The following is a 20,852-nucleotide window of genomic DNA, read 5'->3' as shown; positions in this document are numbered from 1 at the left end:
ATGGCTACACGGGCGATTTGCTACGTTGCGCCCTGCTCGCCCCTTCGCCCATCTATTTGATATGCCTCACTCACTGCGCTGCGGGCGCCTTGCAGCTCATCCCTAGAGAGCATCGAGCCAGGCATCGATCTGAGTCACCTCACTATCGATCAACGCGGGATCCGCATACACCGGGGCCAGCAGGCTGACCCCCTGTCCCATGACAAGCAGGTGGCAGGCCAGCTCGTCGGCATCCTGCGTGTGTCCCAAAGTGATGAACTGCTGCCTCAGCCACGTCCGAAACACCTCGAAAAGCACGCGCGCGTGATCCTGCTGCTCACTCTGGATCTTGGCCAACTCCAGCGTCAAGGAGCCGGTCGGGCAACCGTAGCGCAGCAGCTCGCTGCGCCCATCAAGCAGCATGCGGACGAAATGGCGCAGGCGCTCACGCGGCGTCGACTCGCTTTCGGACCACTCGGCCAGCATCTCGGCGTACTGCTCGCGGCGACGCTCGATCACCGCCTCCAGGATCTCGTCCTTGGACTTGAAGTAATAATAGAAATTGCCTCGCGACAACTCGGCCGCCTGCGCAATATCGCTGAACGAAGTGCGGTTGTAACCTTGCCGATAGAACAGTTGATCCGCCGCATCCACGATACGCCGGCGATTGGCGTCACCTTTCGACCCCATGACCTTTCCGTTCCGTAAAAACCTCCCAGGGGCTTTGCAGTATACGCCCGACGACCGTGGCAGCCCTTGCATGACATGCGCGCTGGCGCAATTATGGTGAAATATATCCCCCACGCACTGCGCCGTCCGGTCATCAGGAGTGATAATCCATGCTACGCCTCGCTGCCAACGACGCGCTGATTCTGGTCGATGTGCAAAACGACTTTCTGCCTGGTGGACGCCTCGGCGTCGCCGACGGCGACGCCGTCGTACCGCTGCTCAACCGCTATGTCGCGCATTTCCGTGCGGCCGGCCTGCCGATCGTTGCCACCCGCGACTGGCATCCAACCGGACACTGCTCGTTCGCCGCTCAGGGCGGCCCCTGGCCGGAACACTGCGTGGCCGACAGCCCCGGCGCCGCTTTCGCGGCCGGCCTGGAACTGCCGGGCGACGCGCTGATCATATCCAAGGCGGATACCGTGGAGGCCGACGCCTACTCGGGCTTCCAGGACACCGACCTGGCTGAGCAGCTGCGCAAGCAGGGAGTGACGCGCCTCTTCATCGGCGGCCTGGCCACCGACTACTGCGTGCTCAACACCGTCAGCGACGCCCTGGCCGCCGATTTCGAAGTCATACTTCTCGTCGATGCCGTACGTGCCGTCGACGTCGAACCCGGAGACGGCGCCCGCGCCATCGACGAAATGCGCGCCAAGGGCGCAACAACCATCACCGTGGAGGATATCCAACCGTGACCGAGGGCGTTCCCACCAGCCCCCTGCTGACCGATCTCTATCAGTTGACCATGATGCAGGCCTATCTGGAACGCGGCATGACCGAAACCGCCGTGTTCGAATTCTTCGTACGCAGACTCCCCGATTCGCGCCGTTTCCTGCTGGCCGCCGGCCTGGCGCAGGTCGTCGAGTTCCTGCAGGAGCTGCGTTTCAGCGAGGCCGAGCTAGCCTGGCTCGAGCGCAGCGGCCATGCCAACAGCCGGCTGCTGGACTACCTCTCGGGTCTGCGCTTCGATGGCGACGTGGACGCCATGGCCGAAGGCAGCGTGTTCTTCGCCGACGAACCCATCCTGCGCATCACCGCTCCCCTGCCGCTGGGGCAACTGGTCGAAAGCCGCATCATCAACCTGCTGCACTTCGAGACGCTGATCGCCTCCAAAGCCGCCCGCATACGCCTGGCCGCCGCCGATCATCTGCTGGTCGATTTCGGCATGCGCCGCGCACACGGCGCCGAAGCCGGCATGCTGGCGGCGCGCGCCGCCTATCTAGGCGGCTTCGAAGGCAGTGCCACCGTGCTCGCCGGCAAGGAATTCGGCATCCCTCTGTACGGCACCATGGCGCACTCCTTTGTGTTGGCGCACGATGACGAGCTGGGCGGCTTCGAGGACTTCGCCCGTGTCCACCCGGACAAGACCGTCCTGCTGATCGACACCTACGACACGCTCGAGGGCGCACACAAGGTGGTCGAAGTAGCCGCACGACTGCGCGAAGCGGGTATCCAGGTGCGCGGCGTGCGCATCGATAGCGGCGACCTCGGCGTCCTCTCGCGCGAGGTGCGCGCGATTCTGGACGCCGGAGGCCTGCGGGAGGTCACCATCTTCGCCAGCGGCAATCTGGACGAATACGCCGTGCAGGCACTGCGCACCAGTGGCGCGCCTATCGACGGCTTCGGCGTCGGTACGCGCATGGACGTTTCCAGCGACGTGCCCTACCTCGACTGCGCCTACAAGCTGCAGGAATACGCCGGCCGTGCGCGACGCAAACTCTCCGAAGGCAAAGCGACCTGGCCGGGCCGCAAGCAGGTCTACCGCCGCCACGACGCCAAGGGGTTCATGGCCGGGGACTGCATCACGCTGGAAAATGCTCCGGTACAGGGTGAGCCCCTGCTGCAGCCGGTGCTGCGCAGCGGCGAACTGCTCGCGCCGCTGCCGAGCCTGCAGGAGTCCCGCAGCCACGCGCTCGAGCAGCTCGGACGTCTGCCTCCCGCACTGCGCGAACTCGCGCCGCAGACATCGCCCTACCCGGTCGAAATCGGCGCCGAACTCGACGCGCTTGCGCGCCGGCTCGATTCGGCTGCCTAACGCACGAAGGGCGCCCATGCGGGCGCCCTTCATTATTCACCGAACGATCACCCGGACGGATGCGCCCCGGGGCGGCAGGTTCAGCCTGCCAAGGCCAGCATCAGCTGGTTGAGGCGCACCACGAAACCGGCCGGATCCTCTAGCTGGCCACCCTCGGCCAGGATCGCCTGATCCAGCAACAGCGCCGACCACTCGCCGAAACGCGTCTCATCGCCTTCGTTCTCCAGACGGGCCAGCATCGGATGGACCGGATTGATCTCCAGCACCGGCTTGGTGCTAGGCACTTCGTGACCTGCCTGCTTGAGCAACTGCTGCATGTACAGCGCCATGTCGTGCTCGCCGAGCACGATACAGGCCGGAGAGCTGGTCAGGCGGTGCGATACGCGCACATCGTTCACCCGCTCCCCCAACGCCGTCTTGATGCGCCCGACCAGCCCTTCGGCGGCCTTTTCAGTCTCTTCCTGGGATTTGCGCTCGTCCTCGGATTCGATGTCGCCCAGGTCGAGATCGCCCTTGGCGACGGACACCAGCGACTTGCCGTCGAACTCCTGCAGATGGGCGGTCAGCCATTCGTCCACCCGGTCGCTGAGCAGCAGGACCTCGATACCCTTCTTGCGCAGCAGTTCCAGGTGCGGACTGTTCTTCGCCGCGATGAAGGAATCGGCGGTGATGTAGTAGATCTTGTCCTGACCTTCGGGCATGCGCGCGATGTAGTCGGCCAGCGACACGTTCTGGGTCTGCTCGTCGCTGTGCGTGCTGGCGAAGCGCAGCAGCTTGGCGATCTGCTCGCGGTTGGCGAAATCCTCGCCGGGGCCTTCCTTCAGCACGTTCCCGAACTGGTCCCAGAATTCCTGGTATTTCTCCGGCTGCTTCTCCGCCAGATCCTCCAGCAGACCCAGCACCTTCTTGACCGAACCCGAGCGCATCTGGTCGATGATGCGGTTGCCCTGCAGGATCTCGCGCGAGACATTGAGCGGCAGGTCGTTGGAATCGATCACGCCACGCACGAAACGCAGATAGCGCGGCATGAGCTGCTCGGCGTCGTCCATAATGAACACGCGCTGCACGTAGAGCTTAACACCGTGCGGATGGTCGCGGTCCCACAGGTCGAAAGGCGCCTTGGCCGGCACGTACAACAGCGAGGTGTATTCCAGACGACCTTCGACGCGATTGTGCGTCCAGGCCAGCGGATCGCCGAAATCGTGGCCGACGTGTTTGTAGAACGCTGTGTATTCCTCGTCCGTGATCTCGGACTTGGAGCGCTGCCACAGCGCGGAGGCCTTGTTGACCGTCTCCCACTCGTCGCCCGGCTTGCCTTCCTCGTCCTGCTTGCGCATGCGGATCGGCAGCGGCACGTGGTCGGAATACTTGGTGATGATGTTGCGCAGGCGCCAGGCGTTGAGCAGATCCTGGCGCTCTTCCTCACGTAGGTGCAGCACGATCTCGGTGCCGCGTGCCGGCACCTCTAGCGTCTCCAGCGTATACGCGCCGGTGCCGTCGGACTCCCAGCACACACCATGTTCGGCGCCCATGCCGGCGCGGCGGGTGGTCAGGGTGACGCGCTCGGCAACGATGAACGCCGAATAGAAACCCACGCCGAACTGACCGATCAGCTTGGCGTCCTTGGCCTGGTCGCCGCTGAGGTTTTCAAAGAACTCGCGCGTGCCCGACTTGGCGATGGTGCCGATATTGGCGACGATTTCGTCGCGGCTCATACCGATGCCGTTGTCCCGCACCGTCAGCGTGCCGGCCTCAGCGTCGAAATCGACGTCCACCGAAAGCTCGCTGTCGCCATCGAACAGCGTGTCGTCGCCCAATGCCTCGAAACGCAGCTTGTCGCAGGCATCCGACGCGTTGGAGATCAACTCGCGTAGAAAAATCTCCTTGTTCGAATACAGCGAATGAATCATCAGCTTGAGCAGCTGATTCACCTCGGCCTGGAATTCCAGGGTTTCCTTGTGCGTAGTCATGCCCTCTCCTGATAGATCATGTTCGCGGAACGCGCAGGTTCCTTAATGCGGAAGCAAGCGAAAACTGGGGGGGCACACGCGAAAATTCAAGCCATCATCCGATTAGTCCCGGCCGATGACTCCTTTTGGACTACAAACAAGGACGCCGACATGGCATGCTGCCGACCGGAGATACAAATATAGTGGCCGCAACAAAAATCCCGGCCCCGCATTCGGCATTCAGTTGACGATGAGTCCAAAGGGCAACAGTCCCCCCAAAAAGGGCCAAAATCTGGCCCAGCTGGATGCTTTCGAGCGCGTCCGGCGCATTTTCAGCCTAATCATGCTTCCGACGGGCGCCATGGCCTGCCTGCTGGCCTGGGGCATGGAACTGTCGGCACAACACGTCGTCACGTTCGATTTCTACTTCCTGCCACTGTTCGCGCTAGCCCTAGGTCTGTCGGCCCTGCTCGTATGGGTGAAGCCCGCCGTGCTGTCCTGGATCGAACGCATCGGCTTCTTGGTGCTCAGTGGGTACCTGCTGAGCACACTGCAGGCCCAGTTGCACAGCTTCCTGCCCGTGTACGGCCACTTCAACGAGTTCACCTACTGGTTCTTCGTTGCCTTCCTGATCGCCTTCGTCGGCTGGAAACCACGCTACGCACTGTACCTCTGCGCCGGCCTCTACACCATCATGCTGCTGCTACTGGCCGTGAACCTGCATCTACTGCTGAAGCTGGAGGGACACCGGTTCTGGCTTACCATCAACTACGTGGCCCAGTTCTACTTCGCCTGCCTGATCTACATCGCCGTGCACTACGCCCTGGCTCAGCTGCGACCTCAGCTCAGCGCCATGCAGCGCCTGGCCCTGACCGATCCGCTGACCGGCATCGCCAACCGCCGCCGCGGCGAGGAACTCCTATCCCAGGAAATCGCCCGCGCCAGCCGCCATGACCACCCACTGTCGGTAATCCTGTTCGATCTGGATTATTTCAAGCGCGTCAACGACGTCAACGGACATGCGGTAGGCGACGCTCTGCTGCGCACCGTGACGCGCATCGTCGGGGAGCAACTGCGCGTTACCGACCACCTGGCCCGCTGGGGCGGCGAGGAATTCCTGGTCATCGCCCCCGAACTGGGCGACATGCGTGCCGTGCAGGTCGCCGAGCGCATGCGCAGCCACATCGCCCGCTTGCGCATCCCCGGTGGCCAGGGGACACATCCGACAGCCAGTTTCGGAGTCGCTTTCCATCGTACTGACGACACGCCGCATAGCCTCGTGCAGCGTGCCGACGAAGCGCTTTACGCCGCCAAGGACGGCGGCCGCAATCGCGTCGAACAGGAGACTCCTCAGACTGCCGCGCACCCCATTCTCGAAACTCCCTCGACGGAAATCGCCTGAAATCACAAGGCCGCCGCACTCTGCGGCTATGTTGCCTGAGCGCTAAGATTAACTTTGCCCCCACTGACACGCTTGGCTATGATGCTGCACTTTTTCGGGGAGACGCGACCATGAGAGGGGACTTGCGATGCGCGCTTTGCTGAAACTCGCGGACGCCATCGACTGGCTGAATGAGCAAGTCGGCCGGTTGATGTATGTGTTCGCCATGATCATGATCCTCATCGGCGTGTACAACGCCACGGTCCGCTATCTGGGCAGCTTCATCGGCCGCAATCTGTCGTCCAACGCCTATCTGGAAGCCCAGTGGTACCTGTTCGGGGCGATGTTCATGCTTGGCGCCGCCTATACCCTCAAGCACAATGCCCATGTCCGCGTGGACATCATGTACGGGCGGCTCTCGGCCAAGGGACAGGCCTGGATCGAACTGCTCGGCACCGTTCTGTTCCTGCTGCCGTTTTCGATCATGGTGCTGTACCTGTCACTGCCCTGGGTGGAATTCTCCTGGAAGCTTCATGAGGTGTCCCCGAATCCCGGCGGCCTGGCTCGCTATCCGATCAAGACGGTCATTCCCATCGCTTTCGCACTGTCATGCTCCTGGTCCTCCTATTTCTGATTTTCTCGGGCTACCCGGTCGCCTTCGCGCTGGGCGGCACGGCCCTGCTGTTCATCCCTCTTGGCATCGGCATGGGCTTCTTCGACCTGAATCTGATGCAAGCGCTGCCGCAGCGCGTCTTCGGAGTCATGGAGAACTACACGCTGCTCGCCGTGCCGTTCTTCATATTTATGGGGACAATGTTAGAAAAGTCAGGCTTGGCCGAGGACCTGCTCAAGACCATGGGGCAGCTCTTCGGTCCACTGCGCGGCGGCCTTGCTCTGTCCGTGGTGGTGGTCGGCACCCTGCTGGCGGCGGCCACCGGCGTGGTCGGTGCGACCGTGGTGGCGATGGGCATGATCGCGCTGCCGGTCATGCTGCGCTACGGTTACGACGGCAAGCTCTCCACCGGCATCATCGCGGCCTCAGGTACCCTGGGCCAGATCATCCCGCCCAGCGTGGTGCTCATCGTCCTGGGCGACCAGCTCGGCGTGTCCGTCGGCTCGCTGTTCGTCGGCTCGCTGTTGCCCGGCCTGATGCTCGCCAGCATGTACGCGCTGTACGCCATCGGCGTGGCGATTCTCAAGCCCAGCGCCGCGCCGGCGCTGCCGCCCGAAGAACGTCCGCAGGATCTGGCGCTCCTCATGCGCCGTATCGTACTGGTCATGATTCCGCCGCTGGCCCTGATCATCGTGGTGCTTGGCTCGATCTTCGCCGGCGTAGCCACGCCGACCGAAGCCGGCGCCTTCGGTGCGGTCGGCGCCATCCTCCTGTCGCTGTTCAGCGGGCGCTTCAAGTTCAATCAGATCACCGGCAGCCTGAACGTCACCGTCAAACTCAGCTCGATGGTACTGTTCATCCTGGTCGGCTCACGCTTCTTCAGCCTGGTGTTCCGCGGCTTCGACGGCGACGTCTGGGTCGACAGCTTCCTGACCAGTATTCCCGGCGGCCAGCTCGGCTTTCTGCTCGTCGCCAACTTGGTGGTCTTCATCCTCGGCTTCTTCATCGATTTCTTCGAAATCGCCTTCATCGTACTGCCGTTGCTGGCACCGACGGCCGCAAGCCTCGGCGTGGACATGGTGTGGTTCGGCGTCATGCTGGGCATGAACCTGCAGACCTCGTTCCTGACTCCGCCGTTCGGGTTCTCGCTGTTCTACCTGCGCGGCGTGACGCCATCCAGCGTGAGCACGGCAGAGATGTACAAGGGCGTCATCCCGTTCATCGTCATCCAGACGATCGGACTCGCCGTGCTCATCTTCTATCCGCATATCGTGCACGTGCTGGCAGGCAGCTCATAGGGCTTCACAACCACTAGAATTAAAGGCATCGGCGGACCGCCCTGGGCGGAGCGTTCCGCCAACCTCATTCGAGGCACGCACCTCGACGGGCAGGCAGAACGCACTGCGCCATGCAAGCCCGGCTACGACATCGCTCCGGCGATGTAACTTCCACATGGAGAGAGCAAGATGAAACGTCGTGAATTCTTGAAGGGGACCTCCGCCGGCCTGGCAGCCGGAGCCGCCACGATGGCAGCGCCCGGAGCCTTTGCCGAAACCAATTCACCGCGCCTGCGCTGGCGCCTGGCGGCCAGCTGGCCGATCAGTCTCGACACCGTATACGGCGGCGTCAAAGCCTTCGCCGAGCGCGTCGGCGAACTGACCGGTGGCCGCTTCCAGATCCACGTCTACGCGGGCGGCGAAATCGTCGGCGGTCTACAGGTGCTGGACGCCGTGCAGCAGAACACCGTCGAAATGGGCCACACCTGCTCGTACTATTACATCGGCAAGATGCCGTCGCTGGCCTTCGACACCACCCTGCCCTTCGGCATGACCTACCGTCAGCAGAACTCCTGGCAGACCTACGGCGGCGGCAACGAGCTGCTGAACAAGGAAGTCTTTTCCCAGTTCAACATCGTGTCCATACCCGCTGGCAACACCGGCACGCAAATGGGCGGCTGGTTCCGCAAGCCGCTGGAAGGACTACATTCGCTCAACGGCCTTAAAATGCGCATCCCGGGCTTCGGCGGCAAGGTCATGGCCAAGCTGGGCGTCAACGTGCAGACCCTGGCCGGCGCCGAGATCTACCCCGCGCTGGAACGTGGCGTGATCGACGCCACCGAGTGGATCGGGCCATACGACGACAAGAAGCTCGGTTTCTACCGCGTGGCGAAGAACTACTACTTCCCATCCTGGTGGGAACCGTCCACCCAGTTCTCGCTGATGATCAACAAGTCGCGCTGGGACAAGCTGCCCAAGGAATACAAGGCAGCCGTCCAGACTGCTGCTGCGGAAACCAACGTACGCATGATGGCGCACTATGACTCGGTGAATCCGAAGGCGCTGAAGGAACTGCTCGCCGCCGGCGTGAAACTGCATAAGTTCCCGAATGACATCATGCAGGCCGCGCAGAAGAACGCCTTCGAGATCTATGACGATCTGGCCAGCAAGGACCCGGTGTGGAAGAAAATCTACCCCCACTGGAAGAAATACCGCGACATGGAATACGCGTGGTTCAACGTGGCCGAACAGGGTTTCGCGAGCTTCGCCTTCCCGCAGGTACCGGATTCCGCGCTCTAAGCGTGGCTCCTGCGAGCCCGCCGGCGCATCCCGCCGGCGGGCTTTTTCATGGGCTACGCCGGAACAGGCTTTCAGCCCTCCGGCAACGCTGGATAGTCGGTGTAACCCTCGGCACCGCCTCCGTACAAGGTTTCAGGATTCGACGCGTTGAGTGGTGCATCCAGCGCATAGCGCCGGACCAGATCGGGATTGGCCACGAACGGACGCCCGAAGGCGATCAGATCCGCATCTCCGGTTTCCAGCGCAGCCTCTGCGAGCGCCTTGTCGTAACCGTTATTGGCGATGTAGGCGCCCTTGAAAGCGCGTCGCAGCGCATTGAAATCGAAACCGGGCTCTATCTCGCGGTCGCCGCCGGTAGCGCCTTGATGACGTGTATGTACAGCGGGGACAGAGAGTTCAACGATTCGACTACGTCGTCGAACAGAGGCTGCGGATCGCTGTCGACCAGATCGTTGAACGGCGACACCGGTGACAAGCGAACGCCGACGCGACTCGAACCAATTTCCTCGCAACAGGCTGCCATGACCTCGTTCAACAGGCGCGCCCGATTCTCGATGGAACCGCCGTAGGCGTCGGTGCGACGATTGGCGCCGTCGCGCAGGAACTGGTCGAGTAGATAACCGTTCGCGGCATGCACTTCGACCGCATCGAAACCGGCCCTGACGGCGTTCGCCGCAGCTTTGCGATAGTCCTCCACGAGCTGAGGGATTTCATCCAAATCGAGCGCCCGGGGCTCGGAAACGTCCACCATACCTTCGGCGACGAAGGTCTGTGCTTCGGCGCGCAAGGCCGAAGGCGCTACCGGAGCCTGCCCACCCGGCTGCAACGACACGTGCGAAATACGTCCCACGTGCCAGAGCTGCAACACAATGTGACCGCCGGCGGTATGCACCGCATCGGTCACTTTCCTCCAGGCCTCGACCTGCTCCTCGCTGTGGATGCCGGGGGTGTCGAGATAGCCTTGGCCATCCGGCCGGATTTGAGTCGCTTCGGCGATGATCAGACCGGCAGTTGCACGTTGCCGGTAGTACTCGAGCGTCAGTTCGTTGGGGACCAGCCCTGCTCCGGCGCGATTACGCGTCAACGGCGCCATCACCACGCGATTGGGCAGATGCATCGCCCCGAGTTCAAAACTCCGAAACAACAGACTCTTTGTGTCGGACACAACGACCTCCTTTTCAGTGTGCAGGGTTTAGACAGGATCAGAAACGGCCGGTTCGAACCGGCCTCATCCCGAAACGCCCGTGAAGAAGCGCCGCAGGTGGGAGATCAGACAGCGCAGCAGACTGCGCCTTGACGGGACTTTCAGTTTGCCTGCGGCGCTTGCACAGGCAGGCGTCTCAGCTCCGCCAGTTTCCGCTTGAGCACTGAAGCCCTCGCGGCGTCCTTGGTATGCGCGAGCAGATCCTGCAGCACGCGCATCGCACCGGCCGTCATACCGGCCTTGTTCATGGCCAGTGCCGCGTTGTAGCGGGCAGTCATGCCCCATGGACCGTATGCCTTGCCATCGAGCAACAGCGCAGACTGCATGTACAGGCCGGCGGCACGCGCCTCCTGCCCCAGAGCCTCGCAGGACTGAGCTTCCCAGAACAACACCTCACGCTGCAACTGGGCCTGCGCAAGCTTCGGATAAAGTTCCTCGAACAGGCCGAGCGCCGCTGCATTCTGTTTGGTTGATTGCAGGTCGAAAAGTACCTGCATGAGCTGGTCGGCCTGCTTGCGGTCAAAGGACTTCTGCTGTCCGATCAGCTTGTGCAGACGCTTGACGCCCGCCTCGGCACGCCCGCCCAACACCAGCACGCGCGCCAGCCGCAGCGACCACAGGTAAGGATCCTCGCCACTCGGGACCTTGTTCAAACCCTCCATCAGACGTGCCGCCAAGCTCAGATCGCCACGATCGACGGCATCGTTGGCCAGCACCAGGCGGATGACCACCGGGATATCGGCGCTTGTCGCAAACTGCTTGGGTGCACTCAGGAACAAACGGTCCAGCAGCCGTTTGCCGTGCGGCAGACCCAGCGCTGAAGCGCCCAGCCAGCGATAACCGATGCTGCGCGACTTCGGTGACTGTCCGATCTGCGCCAGGGTCGCGTTGTAGGCGCGCGACAACACCTCGTGGCCGTTCTTGCGCGCCTGTTTGGCGGCGTCCTCCCAGGCCATGTCGTCCCCCACCAGCAGCTTGGCCCGATTCCCCGCCTGCATACCGTAGGCGTGGTAGGCATGCCATAGCGTGTCACCATCGAAGGGCAGCAACGGCGTCAGCGGTAATTGCGGCGCAAGCGCAAGATAGTGTTCCAGCGCGTCGATTGCGGTCGTCCAATCGTGCTGCTTCAGAGCCGCACTCGCCACCACGCCCCACAGCAGCGCCGCACGTTCCTGGCTTAAGCCCTTACCTCCCGCCGCCCTGACAGCCTGCTTGATCACAGTTCTGGCGGTCATGGTGCCAGCCCTCAGCGAGGCCAGCCAATAAAGCCAATCCGTATCTGGCTGCAACTTCGCACTCAGCAGCTCCAGCGCGCGCTTGGGTTCGTTCACGCGCAGCCACACGCGCGCCAGCACGGCGCGCTCCTTACCACTCCGCGGCGTGTAGTCGAGTTGATAATTGAGCAGGGCCAGACGAGCATCCTCAAGCTGCCCGGCATCCAGATACGACTCGATCAACATTCGGCGCCACAGACGAAGCTGTCCGGCATCCGGAATCGTATTGCCCCGCCACAACAGCGAACGCAACAAGCGGCGGGCGCGGACGCCATGCGACTGGGCCAGTTCAGCCCGGACACCCAGCGTAGTGAACTCAGCTCTCCATGCCGGTTTGAGCGCTTTGGGCAAAGCGGCGATCCGTTTAGCGATCGCTTTCCAGGCATGCCGACCTTGCAGAGCCTGCAACCGCACGCGTTCCCAGCGTACCCAACCAGCGGGATCCTTCGCATAGGGGGGCTGCTGGGTGTCGGCGAGACGCAGTGCCAGAGTGTACGCACCAGCCTGTATGAAGCGGCTCGCCATAGTGGCGTCTTTGCGCGAAGCGGCCGGGACCGCAGCCACAGGAGATGATTGCTGCTGAGACGAAGCGGCGAGCGCGGGGGCACAGGTACCCGAAATCGCCCAGAGGATAGCGGCCAACAGAGCCGTTACGGCATAAGACCAGAAAGCTCTCCGGACCATTCGGCGCATCGGCGGCATGAACTCCGCAGTGGATTGATGCCTGCACATTCGGCCGGTTGCCGGTGTGGCTGAACGCGGGCGAAAAACGGGGATGCGAAATACACAAGCCTGCGCCGCGCTTGCACCGCGCGGCGTAGGCGGGAAAAGCTCAACCCTTGAGCTTTTCCTTGATGCGGGCAGCCTTGCCGGTACGACCACGCAGATAGTACAGCTTGGCGCGACGCACATCGCCACGGCGCTTGACGGTAATCTCCGCGACGTTCGGGCTGTAGGTCTGGAATACGCGCTCCACGCCTTCGCCGTGCGACAGCTTGCGCACGGTGAATGCGGAGTTCAGGCCGCGGTTGCGTTTGCCGATAACCACGCCCTCGAAGGCCTGCAAGCGTTCGCGGCTGCCTTCCTTGACCTTCACCTGCACGATGACGGTGTCGCCCGGGGCGAAAGCGGGCACTTCCTTCTGCATCTGCTCGGCTTCGAGCGCCTTGATGATTTCGTTCATAACTCCAATCCTCGGTTGAACCTACGGCGCTTTGGCCTGCCGCTCGGCCTGATATTCGTCCAACAAGCGCCTGTCCTCATCGCTCAGGTCCAGGCCCTGAAGCAAATCCGGACGCCGCTCGAGCGTTCGTCCCAAAGCCTGCTTGCGCCGCCACCGCGCAATTTCGGCGTGATTGCCTTCGCGCAGCACCGCCGGCACCTGCAGGCCGTCAACCTGTTCCGGGCGCGTGTAGTGCGGACAATCCAGCAGGCCTTCCATGAAGGAGTCCTGCTCGGCCGAATCCGCATCACCCAACGCTCCCGGCAGCAGACGGGCGACAGCGTCGATGACGACCATCGCGGCGAGTTCACCGCCGCTCAGGACGTAGTCACCGATCGACCACTCCTCGTCCACCTCGAGCATCACCAGACGCTCGTCGATCCCCTCGTAGCGCCCCGCCAGCAACACCAGGTTGCCGCCAGCCGCGAAACTCCGCACCGCGGCCTGGTCCAGCCTGCGGCCTTGCGGGCTGAGGTAGATCACCTTGCCGCCCCCGGCCGCCCGCGCCGCATGCAGCGCCTGGCGCACCGGATCGACCTTCATCAGCATGCCGGGACCACCGCCATAGGGCCGGTCGTCTACCGTGCGATGCCGATCCGCCGTGTAGTCACGGGGATTCCACATCCCCAACTCCAACAGGCCGCGTTCCACTGCACGGCCGGTCACTCCACAGGCGGCAACCGCCGATACCAGTTCGGGAAACAGGCTGACGACGTCGATCCGCACGTACGTCAGAACTCCGGATCCCAATCGACCTGCAGCACTCCTGCCTCCAGATCGATCGACGTGACCACCTCGGGCTGCAGGTAGGGAATCAACCGCTCCCGATCACCCCGCACCACCAGCACATCGTTCGCGCCCGTTTCCAGCAGGCGTTCGATGCATCCGAACTCAACGCCCTGCGTAGTCACCACGCGCAGGCCGATCAGATCCGCCCAGTAGTACTCGCCTTCTTCCAACGGTTCCAACTGCTCGCGCTCGATGGCGATCTCGGCGCCGTGCAACAACTCGGCCTGATCACGATCGTCGACACCCTGGAGGTGTACGATCAGCCCCTTGCCATGCACCTTGCCTTCGAGCAGCTTGTGGGCCTTCCATTCGCCTCCCAGCTTCAAAAGCCAGGGCGAATAGTCAAACAAAGCCTCGGGCGGCGCCGTATCGGAAAACACCTTGAGCCAGCCCTGCACGCCAAATGCGCCGGTGACTCGCCCCATGCCTACCCGATCCTGCACCGCGAATCTCCCGCGGTTCAGGCGGCAGCGGCCTTGCCGGCCTCCTTGAGCAGCTTCGCGACGCGCTCGCTGGTTGCCGCGCCATTGCCGAGCCAATGCTCGATGCGCGCGGAATCAACGTGCAGGCGCGTTTCCTGGCCACGTGCGACGGGGTTGAAGTAACCCAAACGCTCGATATAGCCGGAATCTCGGCGCTGACGCGAATCGGTCACCACGATGTGATAGAACGGTCGCTTCTTGGCCCCGCCTCGGGCCAGTCGAATAGTCACCATGTTTTGCTTGTCCTGAAGCCTTGAAGCTGTCTGGTTCGACGGGTACGGCAATAGCGCCCCGTCCCTGCTTTCGGGCCGGCAATTGTACGCGAATTGCGGCAAAAGGGAAGAGTTTAGCGGTAGAGGGATTGGAGTGCCAGCGGAACTATTATGTTGGCGTGTCGATCAAGCCCTCGCCGACGGCACACATTCTACACGCGGAGCGTGTCGGCATGTTCATTGTACACACCTCGCCGCATGAACTAGTGCGCATCGCATCCAGCGAATAAAGAGGCATCCACCAATCTCGGCGACGGGCTGCTTGACCGGCGTCCTGCCGGCCATCCCCGCTCAGGCGCTCGCCCGCGAGGCAAGCGATCAGGGGGCCGAACGTCAAAACCGGGCGAGTCCGAAACGCCTCCTCAGAAGGGCATGCCGCCCGGAGGCATCCCTCCACTCTTCAACGCCCGCATCATCTTGCTCATCCCACCCTTGGAGAACTTCTTCATCATCTTGCTCATCTGCAGATGCTGCTTGAGCAGACGATTGACATCCTGCACCTCGGTGCCGGAACCGGCCGCGATACGGCGCTTGCGCGAGCCCTTGATGATATCGGGGAAACGGCGCTCGTGCGGCGTCATCGAATCGATGATCGCCAACATCCGTCGCACCTGCCCATCGTGCGCCTGGTTCTTCACCGCGTCGGGAATCTGACCAGCTCCGGGAATCTTGTCCAGCAGTCCCGCGACACCGCCCATCTTGTTCATCTGCTCCAACTGGTCACGCAGATCCGCCAGATCGAAGCCCTTCCCCTTCTTGACCTTGCGCGCCAGCTTCTCGGCCTTTTCCTGGTCGACGCTGCGCTGCGCCTCCTCGACCAGCGACACCACGTCACCCATACCGAGAATGCGCGAGGCGATACGGTCGGGGTAGAACGGTTCCAGTGCTCGGGTCTTCTCTCCGACGCCAATGAACTTGATCGGCTTGCCGGTGATGCTGCGCACGGACAACGCCGCACCGCCGCGGGCGTCGCCATCCGCCTTGGTCAGAACGACGCCGGTCAGCGGCAGCGCTTCATCAAAGGCGCGCGCGGTATTGGCGGCGTCCTGACCGGTCATGCTGTCGACCACAAACAAGGTCTCGGCCGGATTCACCGCACCGTGGATGCGCTGAATCTCGGCCATCATTTCGACGTCGATGTGTAGGCGACCGGCCGTGTCGACCAGTAACACGTCTTTGTGCTGGCGCCGCGCATGCTCGATCGCCGCCTTGGCGATGTCCACTGGATCCTGCTCGCCGCTGCTGGGGAAGAAATCGACTTCGACTTCGCGCGCCAGAGTTTCCAACTGCTGGATGGCGGCAGGGCGGTAGACGTCGCAACTCACCACCATGACCGACTTCTTGCGCTCGTTCTTGAGCCAGCGCGCCAGCTTGCCCACAGTCGTGGTCTTGCCCGCGCCCTGCAGACCGGCCATCAGCACAACTGCAGGCGGCTGCACGTTGAGCGCCAGTTCCTCATTGACCTCGCCCATGATGGCCACGAGTTCGTCGTTGACCACCTTGATGAACGCCTGCCCGGGCGTCAGGCTGCGGACGACTTCCTGGCCGACGGCACGCTCACGCACCCGTGCGACGAAATCCCTGACCACCGGCAACGCGACATCAGCCTCCAGCAACGCCATGCGCACTTCGCGCAGAGCATCCTGAATGTTCTCTTCGGTCAACCGTGCCTGACCGCGCAGGCGCTTGACCGTCGATGCAAGGCGACCGCTGAGACCTTCGAACATGTTCCGTCCACGAGTACTTGAATTGGACCACCATTATACGCGGCAGCGCCAACCGAGTCCCGAGCACAACGCACGGACCCCACTCCGCCCTAGCCACTGATTGACGCCACACGCGAACGTGGCGGCTAACCGTTCGCAGGTCCGGCAAACCCCGGTGGTCAGACCTCCAGCTATATGCAATCATGAGCAGTCCAACCGATGTCCAGCCACTCCGAATCATGCAGCTCGCATCCAGCCTCCTCGCCATCATGCTCTACCTGGTCTGCACCCTGCAGATCTGGCGCCGCCTCCGTACCCGCGTCGTCGGCGACGCGGTCGGCTGTGGACGCAACATCGCCGTGCTCTGGATTGTCGCACTGATACTGCACGGTATCGCGCTGTACACCAATATCGTCACGCCAGGAGGCTTGAGCCTGGGCATTACGCATGCGCTGTCGCTGGTCGGCTGGGTAGTGGCGCTGATGGTATTGATCGCCCTGCACTCGCGTCCCGTGGAGGGACTGGGGCTGATTCTGCTGCCTTTCGCCGCGCTGACCATCGCCGTCGAGTTGATCTTTCCCGGCGAACGCATCCTGCCTCAGTCCGGCGGCAAGGTGCTCGCCATACACGTGTTCATTTCGCTGCTGGCTTCCAGCCTGTTCGTAATCGCCGCCTTGCAGGCAGGTTTGCTCTGGTACCAGGATCGCCGCCTGCGCACCCACCGCCCAGGCGGACTGTTGCGGGCACTGCCGCCCCTGCAGCACACCGAAAGCCTGCTGTTCCAGACCATTGCTCTGGGCTTCGTGCTGCTAACCGCGGCGCTGGTCACCGGACTCACCTTCATCAATCAGTTCTTCACCATGGCCGCGCCGCAGCGCACCCTGCTGTTCATCAGCTCCTGGGTGGTATTCGGTACGCTGCTCATCGGGCGCTGGCGCTTCGGCTGGCGTGGACGGATCGCCATTCGCTGGACGCTCACCGGCTTCGCCATCCTGCTCGTCGCCTATCTCAGCGCCCGGCTGTTCGCTGTGCTCGCAGCCGGAAGCTGAGCCGAACACCACCGCCACCGGAGGTCGGCCGCTTGACACCGCAGCGACCCGCCCGTGTAATGATCCACACTCCGGTTACGCAACGAAACACCTCTTGGACGACACCCATTTAGGCCTGTTCGGCCTGCTGCTAATACTGCTCGTGCTGGTTTCCTCCTTTTTCTCGGGAACGGAAACCGCGCTCATGTCGCTCAACCGTTACCGCCTGCGCCATCTGGCCGAAAGCGGGCATCCGGGAGCCATCCGCGCACAACGTCTGTTGAGCAAGCCAGATCGCCTGATCGGCCTGATCCTGCTCGGCAACAACCTGACCAACATCCTGATCACGCAGTTGGCCACCTACATCGGCTACACCCTGTTCGGCGAGGCCGGTATCGCCATCGCTACCGGTGTGCTCACATTCGGACTGCTGATCTTCGCCGAAGTCGCGCCCAAGACTCTCGCCGCCCTGCATGCCGAACGTGTCGCTTTCCCCGCCGCCTTCGTCTACGTTCCCCTGCTCATCGCGGTGTATCCGCTGGTCTGGCTGGTCAATCTGATGGCGAACTCGATCCTGCGCCTCATCGGCGTTTCGGCGGACGATACCGAAGCCCAGCCGATGAGCCGAGAGGAATTACGCAGCGTGGTCAACCAGGCCGGCGGCCTCATCCCCAGACGCCACCAGAAAATGCTGCTCGGCCTGCTGGACCTGGACAAGGCCACCGTGGAAGACATCATGGTGCCGCGCAACGAGATCGTCGGCATCGATCTCGACGAGCCCTGGGACGAAATCATCGAACAGCTGTCACACACCTCCTATACGCGCCTACCCGTCTACCATGGCGACATCGACCGAATCATCGGTATCATCCATATACGGCATGTCTTCGCCCTGGCGCAGAGCGGGCGATTGGACCGCGAGACGCTGGAGACCGAGCTGCGCCCGCCGTACTTCATCCCCGAAGGCACCTCGCTGAACCAGCAATTGCTCAACTTCCAGTCGGAACGCCGCCGCATCGGCCTAGTCGTCGACGAGTACGGCGACATCCAGGGCCTCGTCACCCTTGAGGACCTGCTTGAGGAAGTCGTCGGCGAGTTCACCACCGACCCCACCGCCCACAGTCGCGACATCCATCCGCAGGCCGACGGCAGCTTCATGATCGACGGCTCCACGCATATCCGGGAAATCAACCGAACCCTAGGTTGGCGACTGCCGACACGTGGCCCACGCACACTGAACGGCCTGCTACTCGAATATCTCGAGATGATCCCCGAGCCAGGCACCAGCGTGCTGATCAACGGTTATCCGATGGAAATCGTGCAGACCAAGAACAACGCCGTGCGCACCGTACGCGCCCGGCAACGGCTGCCGCAGCGCAAGCCCAATCCCTGAGATGGCCAAACCGCGCCTCGAATATCAATGCAGCGCCTGCGGCGCCCTGTCGCCCAAGTGGAGCGGCCAGTGCGCCGAGTGCGGCGAGTGGAACACTCTGACGGAAGCCGCACCGCGCCCCGCCGCACCACCGCCCGCACCCAACCCGCGGTTCAGTGGCTATGCCGGCAGCTCCGGCGTGCGCAGCATGAACGAGGTCGCACTGGAAGCCGAACCACGCACACCCACCCAACTGGCCGAATTCGACCGCGTACTGGGGGGCGGCCTGGTCCACGGCTCCGTCGTGCTGATCGGCGGCGACCCGGGTATAGGCAAATCCACCCTCCTGCTGCAGACGCTGGCCACGCTGGACGCGAACCTGCCCTCGCTCTACGTCACCGGCGAGGAATCCCTGCAGCAGGTCACCCTGCGTGCGCATCGCCTCGGCCTGCCGAGAGAGGGGCTGCGCCTGCTCGCCGAAACGGGCGTCGAACGCATCCTCGCCACCGCGGCCGACGAACGCCCACGGGTGCTGGTGATCGACTCGATCCAGACGCTCTACTCAGAACACCTTCAATCCGCGCCCGGCTCGGTCGGCCAGGTCCGCGAGACCGCGGCGCAGCTCGTGCGCTACGCCAAGCAGACCGACACCTCGGTCTTTCTGGTCGGGCACGTGACCAAGGAAGGCACGCTGGCCGGTCCCCGCGTACTCGAGCACATGGTCGACACGGTGCTCTACTTCGAAGGGGATTCCGGCAGCCGTTACCGCGTCATGCGCGCCGTCAAGAACCGGTTCGGCGCGGTCAACGAACTCGGCGTCTTCGCCATGACCGAACACGGCCTCAAGGCCGTCACCAACCCTTCCGCGATCTTCCTCTCGCGCCACGCGACGCCGGTCTCGGGCAGCGTGGTCATGGTCACGCGCGAGGGCACGCGCCCGCTGCTGGTCGAAGTGCAGGCCCTGGTCGACGAAAGCCGCCAGTCCAATCCGCGCCGAGTCACGGTGGGGCTGGAGCAGAATCGCCTGGCCATGCTGCTGGCGGTAATGCACCGCCACGGGGGACTGGCGCTATACGACCAGGACGTATTCATCAACGTGGTCGGAGGGGTGCGCGTGAGCGAAACCGCAGCCGATCTGGCGGTGCTGGCGGCCGCATTGTCCAGCCTGCGCGACAAGCCGCTGGCGACAGAGCTGGTGGTGTTTGGGGAAGTCGGCCTGGCCGGCGAGATACGCCCGGTGCCCAACGGCGAGGAACGCCTGCGCGAAGCGGCCAAACATGGTTACACACAGGCGATCATCCCCAAGGGCAACGCCCCGCGCAAGGCCCCCGGCGGAATGCAGGTGCACGCCGTGGAGCGGCTTGGCGAGGCGCTGGAACGCCTACTCTGATACTTGCGTGCGCTACAGACTCACGCTTCCCTGAATCAGAACGTGCGTCTGTCCGCCGATCCAGACGTCCTCGCCAAGCGGCCGGATCGACACGCGGCCGCACCGGCCGATGGACGTGCCCTGCGCGATTCGCAACTCCCTGTCGAGCCGCCCTTCGGCCCGCATCCAGCAGGCCAATGCGGAGTTGAGAGAACCGGTGATCGGATCCTCGCGCATGCCGCTCGAAGGCGCCAGCATGCGAACCTCGTAATCGCATTCGCCCCCCGCAGGATGCGCGCCGAGCAGACCGATGGCCTTGAACTCCGGCCAACGCACGCGGGACGAATCGACCGCGAGAACGGCTTCGGCAGTGTTCAGCTCGAGAACCTGCCAGACCGGCCCGTTGTCGAGCCTGGCGGCGCGCAGCACCGCTTCTGGCGGAATATCCAGCGCTCCGAGGATCGCCTGCTGCATATCGGCCGGCAGCGGCTGGACCTTCGTGGGAGGCGCCTTGAACGCCAGTTCATTCTCACGGCTGATGTCGATCTCCACGATGCCGACCCCGCACTCCTGGCGCACGACGTGGACGTCGCGCGGCACGCCTCCGGAATCAAGCCATGCCGTACAACTGCCCAGCGTCGGATGCCCGGCGAACGGCATTTCGCGGGTCGGAGTGAAGATACGCACCTTGTAGTCGGCGCTTGGATCCTCGGGCGGCAGAAGAAAGGTCGTTTCGGCCAGGTTCGTCCAGGCCGCGAAACGCCTCATCTGCTCTTCCGACAATCCATCGCCGTCGACGACCACGGCCAGCGCGTTGCCCCGGGTCGGAACGGCACTGAACACATCGCATTGAATGAAGCGACGCGACCTCACCG

Annotated in this window: 18 protein-coding genes and 1 pseudogene; 9 read left to right on the top strand and 10 right to left on the bottom strand. The window is 63.2% G+C overall.

The window, feature by feature from the left end:
• Positions 1 to 102 precede the first annotated feature (102 nt).
• Positions 103 to 669 (bottom strand): TetR/AcrR family transcriptional regulator, encoded by a 567-nt coding sequence (locus P8014_RS13220; RefSeq protein WP_337817790.1) that lies wholly within the window; start codon positions 667 to 669, stop codon positions 103 to 105.
• Between the two features lie 149 nt (positions 670 to 818).
• On the opposite strand from P8014_RS13220, the gene P8014_RS13215 reads away from it, so the two are divergent.
• Both P8014_RS13215 and P8014_RS13210 read left to right on the top strand, forming a co-directional pair.
• Positions 819 to 1,400 (top strand): nicotinamidase, encoded by a 582-nt coding sequence (locus tag P8014_RS13215; RefSeq protein WP_337817789.1) that lies wholly within the window; start codon positions 819 to 821, stop codon positions 1,398 to 1,400.
• The gene (locus P8014_RS13210; protein WP_337817788.1) at positions 1,397 to 2,740 is read left to right on the top strand and encodes a nicotinate phosphoribosyltransferase; all 1,344 of its coding nucleotides are present in this window, start codon (positions 1,397 to 1,399) and stop codon (positions 2,738 to 2,740) included. The genes P8014_RS13215 and P8014_RS13210 overlap by 4 nt, the downstream gene beginning before the upstream one ends.
• Before the next feature lie 80 nt (positions 2,741 to 2,820).
• Here the strand turns inward: P8014_RS13210 and htpG are convergent, their stop codons facing one another.
• Positions 2,821 to 4,710: a molecular chaperone HtpG gene (htpG, locus tag P8014_RS13205; RefSeq protein WP_337817787.1), complete on the bottom strand. Its 1,890-nt coding sequence runs from the start codon at positions 4,708 to 4,710 to the stop codon at positions 2,821 to 2,823.
• 322 nt (positions 4,711 to 5,032) lie between these two features.
• Between htpG and P8014_RS13200 the strand changes: the two genes are divergently transcribed.
• The 4 genes from P8014_RS13200 (at position 5,033) to P8014_RS13185 (ending at position 9,259) form a co-directional block, all read left to right on the top strand.
• On the top strand, positions 5,033 to 6,091 hold the full coding sequence (locus tag P8014_RS13200) for a GGDEF domain-containing protein (RefSeq protein ID WP_337817786.1): 1,059 nt from the start codon (positions 5,033 to 5,035) through the stop codon (positions 6,089 to 6,091).
• A gap of 127 nt (positions 6,092 to 6,218) precedes the next feature.
• Positions 6,219 to 6,704: a TRAP transporter small permease subunit gene (locus tag P8014_RS13195; protein WP_337817785.1), complete on the top strand. Its 486-nt coding sequence runs from the start codon at positions 6,219 to 6,221 to the stop codon at positions 6,702 to 6,704.
• Positions 6,680 to 7,981 carry a TRAP transporter large permease subunit gene (locus P8014_RS13190; RefSeq protein WP_337817784.1) on the top strand — a complete coding sequence of 434 codons (1,302 nt, stop codon included), beginning with the start codon at positions 6,680 to 6,682 and terminating at the stop codon, positions 7,979 to 7,981. The genes P8014_RS13195 and P8014_RS13190 overlap by 25 nt, the downstream gene beginning before the upstream one ends.
• A gap of 168 nt (positions 7,982 to 8,149) precedes the next feature.
• Positions 8,150 to 9,259, top strand: coding sequence for a TRAP transporter substrate-binding protein (locus P8014_RS13185; protein ID WP_337817783.1), 1,110 nt, complete (start codon positions 8,150 to 8,152; stop codon positions 9,257 to 9,259).
• Positions 9,260 to 9,330: 71 nt separating this feature from the next.
• On the opposite strand, the pseudogene P8014_RS13180 reads toward P8014_RS13185, so the two are convergent.
• From P8014_RS13180 to ffh, 7 genes and pseudogenes are all read right to left on the bottom strand, one after another.
• Positions 9,331 to 10,376: pseudogene (locus P8014_RS13180) on the bottom strand (alkene reductase).
• A gap of 188 nt (positions 10,377 to 10,564) precedes the next feature.
• A complete protein-coding gene (locus P8014_RS13175; protein WP_337817782.1) occupies positions 10,565 to 12,262 on the bottom strand; it encodes a hypothetical protein in 1,698 nt (565 codons plus the stop codon).
• Positions 12,263 to 12,569: 307 nt separating this feature from the next.
• Positions 12,570 to 12,920: a 50S ribosomal protein L19 gene (gene rplS, locus P8014_RS13170; RefSeq protein WP_337817781.1), complete on the bottom strand. Its 351-nt coding sequence runs from the start codon at positions 12,918 to 12,920 to the stop codon at positions 12,570 to 12,572.
• Between the two features lie 21 nt (positions 12,921 to 12,941).
• A complete protein-coding gene (gene trmD, locus P8014_RS13165; RefSeq protein WP_337817822.1) occupies positions 12,942 to 13,694 on the bottom strand; it encodes a tRNA (guanosine(37)-N1)-methyltransferase TrmD in 753 nt (250 codons plus the stop codon).
• Complete coding sequence (gene rimM / locus P8014_RS13160) at positions 13,691 to 14,212, bottom strand: ribosome maturation factor RimM (RefSeq protein ID WP_337817821.1); 522 nt, start codon at positions 14,210 to 14,212, stop codon at positions 13,691 to 13,693. The genes trmD and rimM overlap by 4 nt, the downstream gene beginning before the upstream one ends.
• A complete protein-coding gene (gene rpsP / locus P8014_RS13155) occupies positions 14,209 to 14,463 on the bottom strand; it encodes a 30S ribosomal protein S16 (RefSeq protein WP_337817780.1) in 255 nt (84 codons plus the stop codon). The genes rimM and rpsP overlap by 4 nt, the downstream gene beginning before the upstream one ends.
• Positions 14,464 to 14,864: 401 nt before the next feature.
• The gene (gene ffh, locus P8014_RS13150; protein WP_337817779.1) at positions 14,865 to 16,229 is read right to left on the bottom strand and encodes a signal recognition particle protein; all 1,365 of its coding nucleotides are present in this window, start codon (positions 16,227 to 16,229) and stop codon (positions 14,865 to 14,867) included.
• A gap of 218 nt (positions 16,230 to 16,447) precedes the next feature.
• On the opposite strand from ffh, the gene ccsA reads away from it, so the two are divergent.
• From ccsA to radA, 3 genes are all read left to right on the top strand, one after another.
• Positions 16,448 to 17,257 (top strand): cytochrome c biogenesis protein CcsA, encoded by an 810-nt coding sequence (gene ccsA, locus P8014_RS13145; RefSeq protein WP_337817778.1) that lies wholly within the window; start codon positions 16,448 to 16,450, stop codon positions 17,255 to 17,257.
• A 94-nt stretch (positions 17,258 to 17,351) separates the two neighbouring features.
• The gene (locus P8014_RS13140) at positions 17,352 to 18,629 is read left to right on the top strand and encodes an HlyC/CorC family transporter (protein ID WP_337817777.1); all 1,278 of its coding nucleotides are present in this window, start codon (positions 17,352 to 17,354) and stop codon (positions 18,627 to 18,629) included.
• A 1-nt stretch (position 18,630) separates the two neighbouring features.
• Positions 18,631 to 19,998 carry a DNA repair protein RadA gene (radA, locus tag P8014_RS13135; protein WP_337817776.1) on the top strand — a complete coding sequence of 456 codons (1,368 nt, stop codon included), beginning with the start codon at positions 18,631 to 18,633 and terminating at the stop codon, positions 19,996 to 19,998.
• 12 nt (positions 19,999 to 20,010) lie between these two features.
• On the opposite strand, the gene P8014_RS13130 is transcribed toward radA, so the two are convergent.
• Entirely contained in the window at positions 20,011 to 20,850 is an 840-nt protein-coding gene (locus P8014_RS13130; RefSeq protein WP_337817775.1) for a PhzF family phenazine biosynthesis protein, read from the bottom strand.
• Positions 20,851 to 20,852: the final 2 nt, after the last annotated feature.

The organism is Acidihalobacter sp. (genome assembly GCF_037381185.1).
In the GTDB taxonomy this organism is placed as follows: Bacteria; Pseudomonadota; Gammaproteobacteria; order DSM-5130; family Acidihalobacteraceae; genus Acidihalobacter_A.
This window is presented reverse-complemented; position numbering and strand designations above follow the sequence as displayed.

Excerpts from the sequence above, each read along its gene's own strand:
- rpsP (WP_337817780.1), bottom strand. The coding sequence starts at position 14,463 with ATGGTGACTATTCGACTGGCCCGAGGCGGGGCCAAGAAGCGACCGTTC.
- P8014_RS13175 (WP_337817782.1), bottom strand. The coding sequence starts at position 12,262 with ATGGCGAGCCGCTTCATACAGGCTGGTGCGTACACTCTGGCACTGCGT.
- P8014_RS13185 (WP_337817783.1), top strand. The coding sequence starts at position 8,150 with ATGAAACGTCGTGAATTCTTGAAGGGGACCTCCGCCGGCCTGGCAGCC.
- radA (WP_337817776.1), top strand. The coding sequence starts at position 18,631 with ATGGCCAAACCGCGCCTCGAATATCAATGCAGCGCCTGCGGCGCCCTG.
- P8014_RS13200 (WP_337817786.1), top strand. The coding sequence starts at position 5,033 with ATGCTTCCGACGGGCGCCATGGCCTGCCTGCTGGCCTGGGGCATGGAA.
- P8014_RS13215 (WP_337817789.1), top strand. The coding sequence starts at position 819 with ATGCTACGCCTCGCTGCCAACGACGCGCTGATTCTGGTCGATGTGCAA.
- htpG (WP_337817787.1), bottom strand. The coding sequence starts at position 4,710 with ATGACTACGCACAAGGAAACCCTGGAATTCCAGGCCGAGGTGAATCAG.
- P8014_RS13220 (WP_337817790.1), bottom strand. The coding sequence starts at position 669 with ATGGGGTCGAAAGGTGACGCCAATCGCCGGCGTATCGTGGATGCGGCG.
- P8014_RS13190 (WP_337817784.1), top strand. The coding sequence starts at position 6,680 with ATGCTCCTGGTCCTCCTATTTCTGATTTTCTCGGGCTACCCGGTCGCC.
- P8014_RS13195 (WP_337817785.1), top strand. The coding sequence starts at position 6,219 with ATGCGCGCTTTGCTGAAACTCGCGGACGCCATCGACTGGCTGAATGAG.
- ccsA (WP_337817778.1), top strand. The coding sequence starts at position 16,448 with ATGCAGCTCGCATCCAGCCTCCTCGCCATCATGCTCTACCTGGTCTGC.
- ffh (WP_337817779.1), bottom strand. The coding sequence starts at position 16,229 with ATGTTCGAAGGTCTCAGCGGTCGCCTTGCATCGACGGTCAAGCGCCTG.
- rplS (WP_337817781.1), bottom strand. The coding sequence starts at position 12,920 with ATGAACGAAATCATCAAGGCGCTCGAAGCCGAGCAGATGCAGAAGGAA.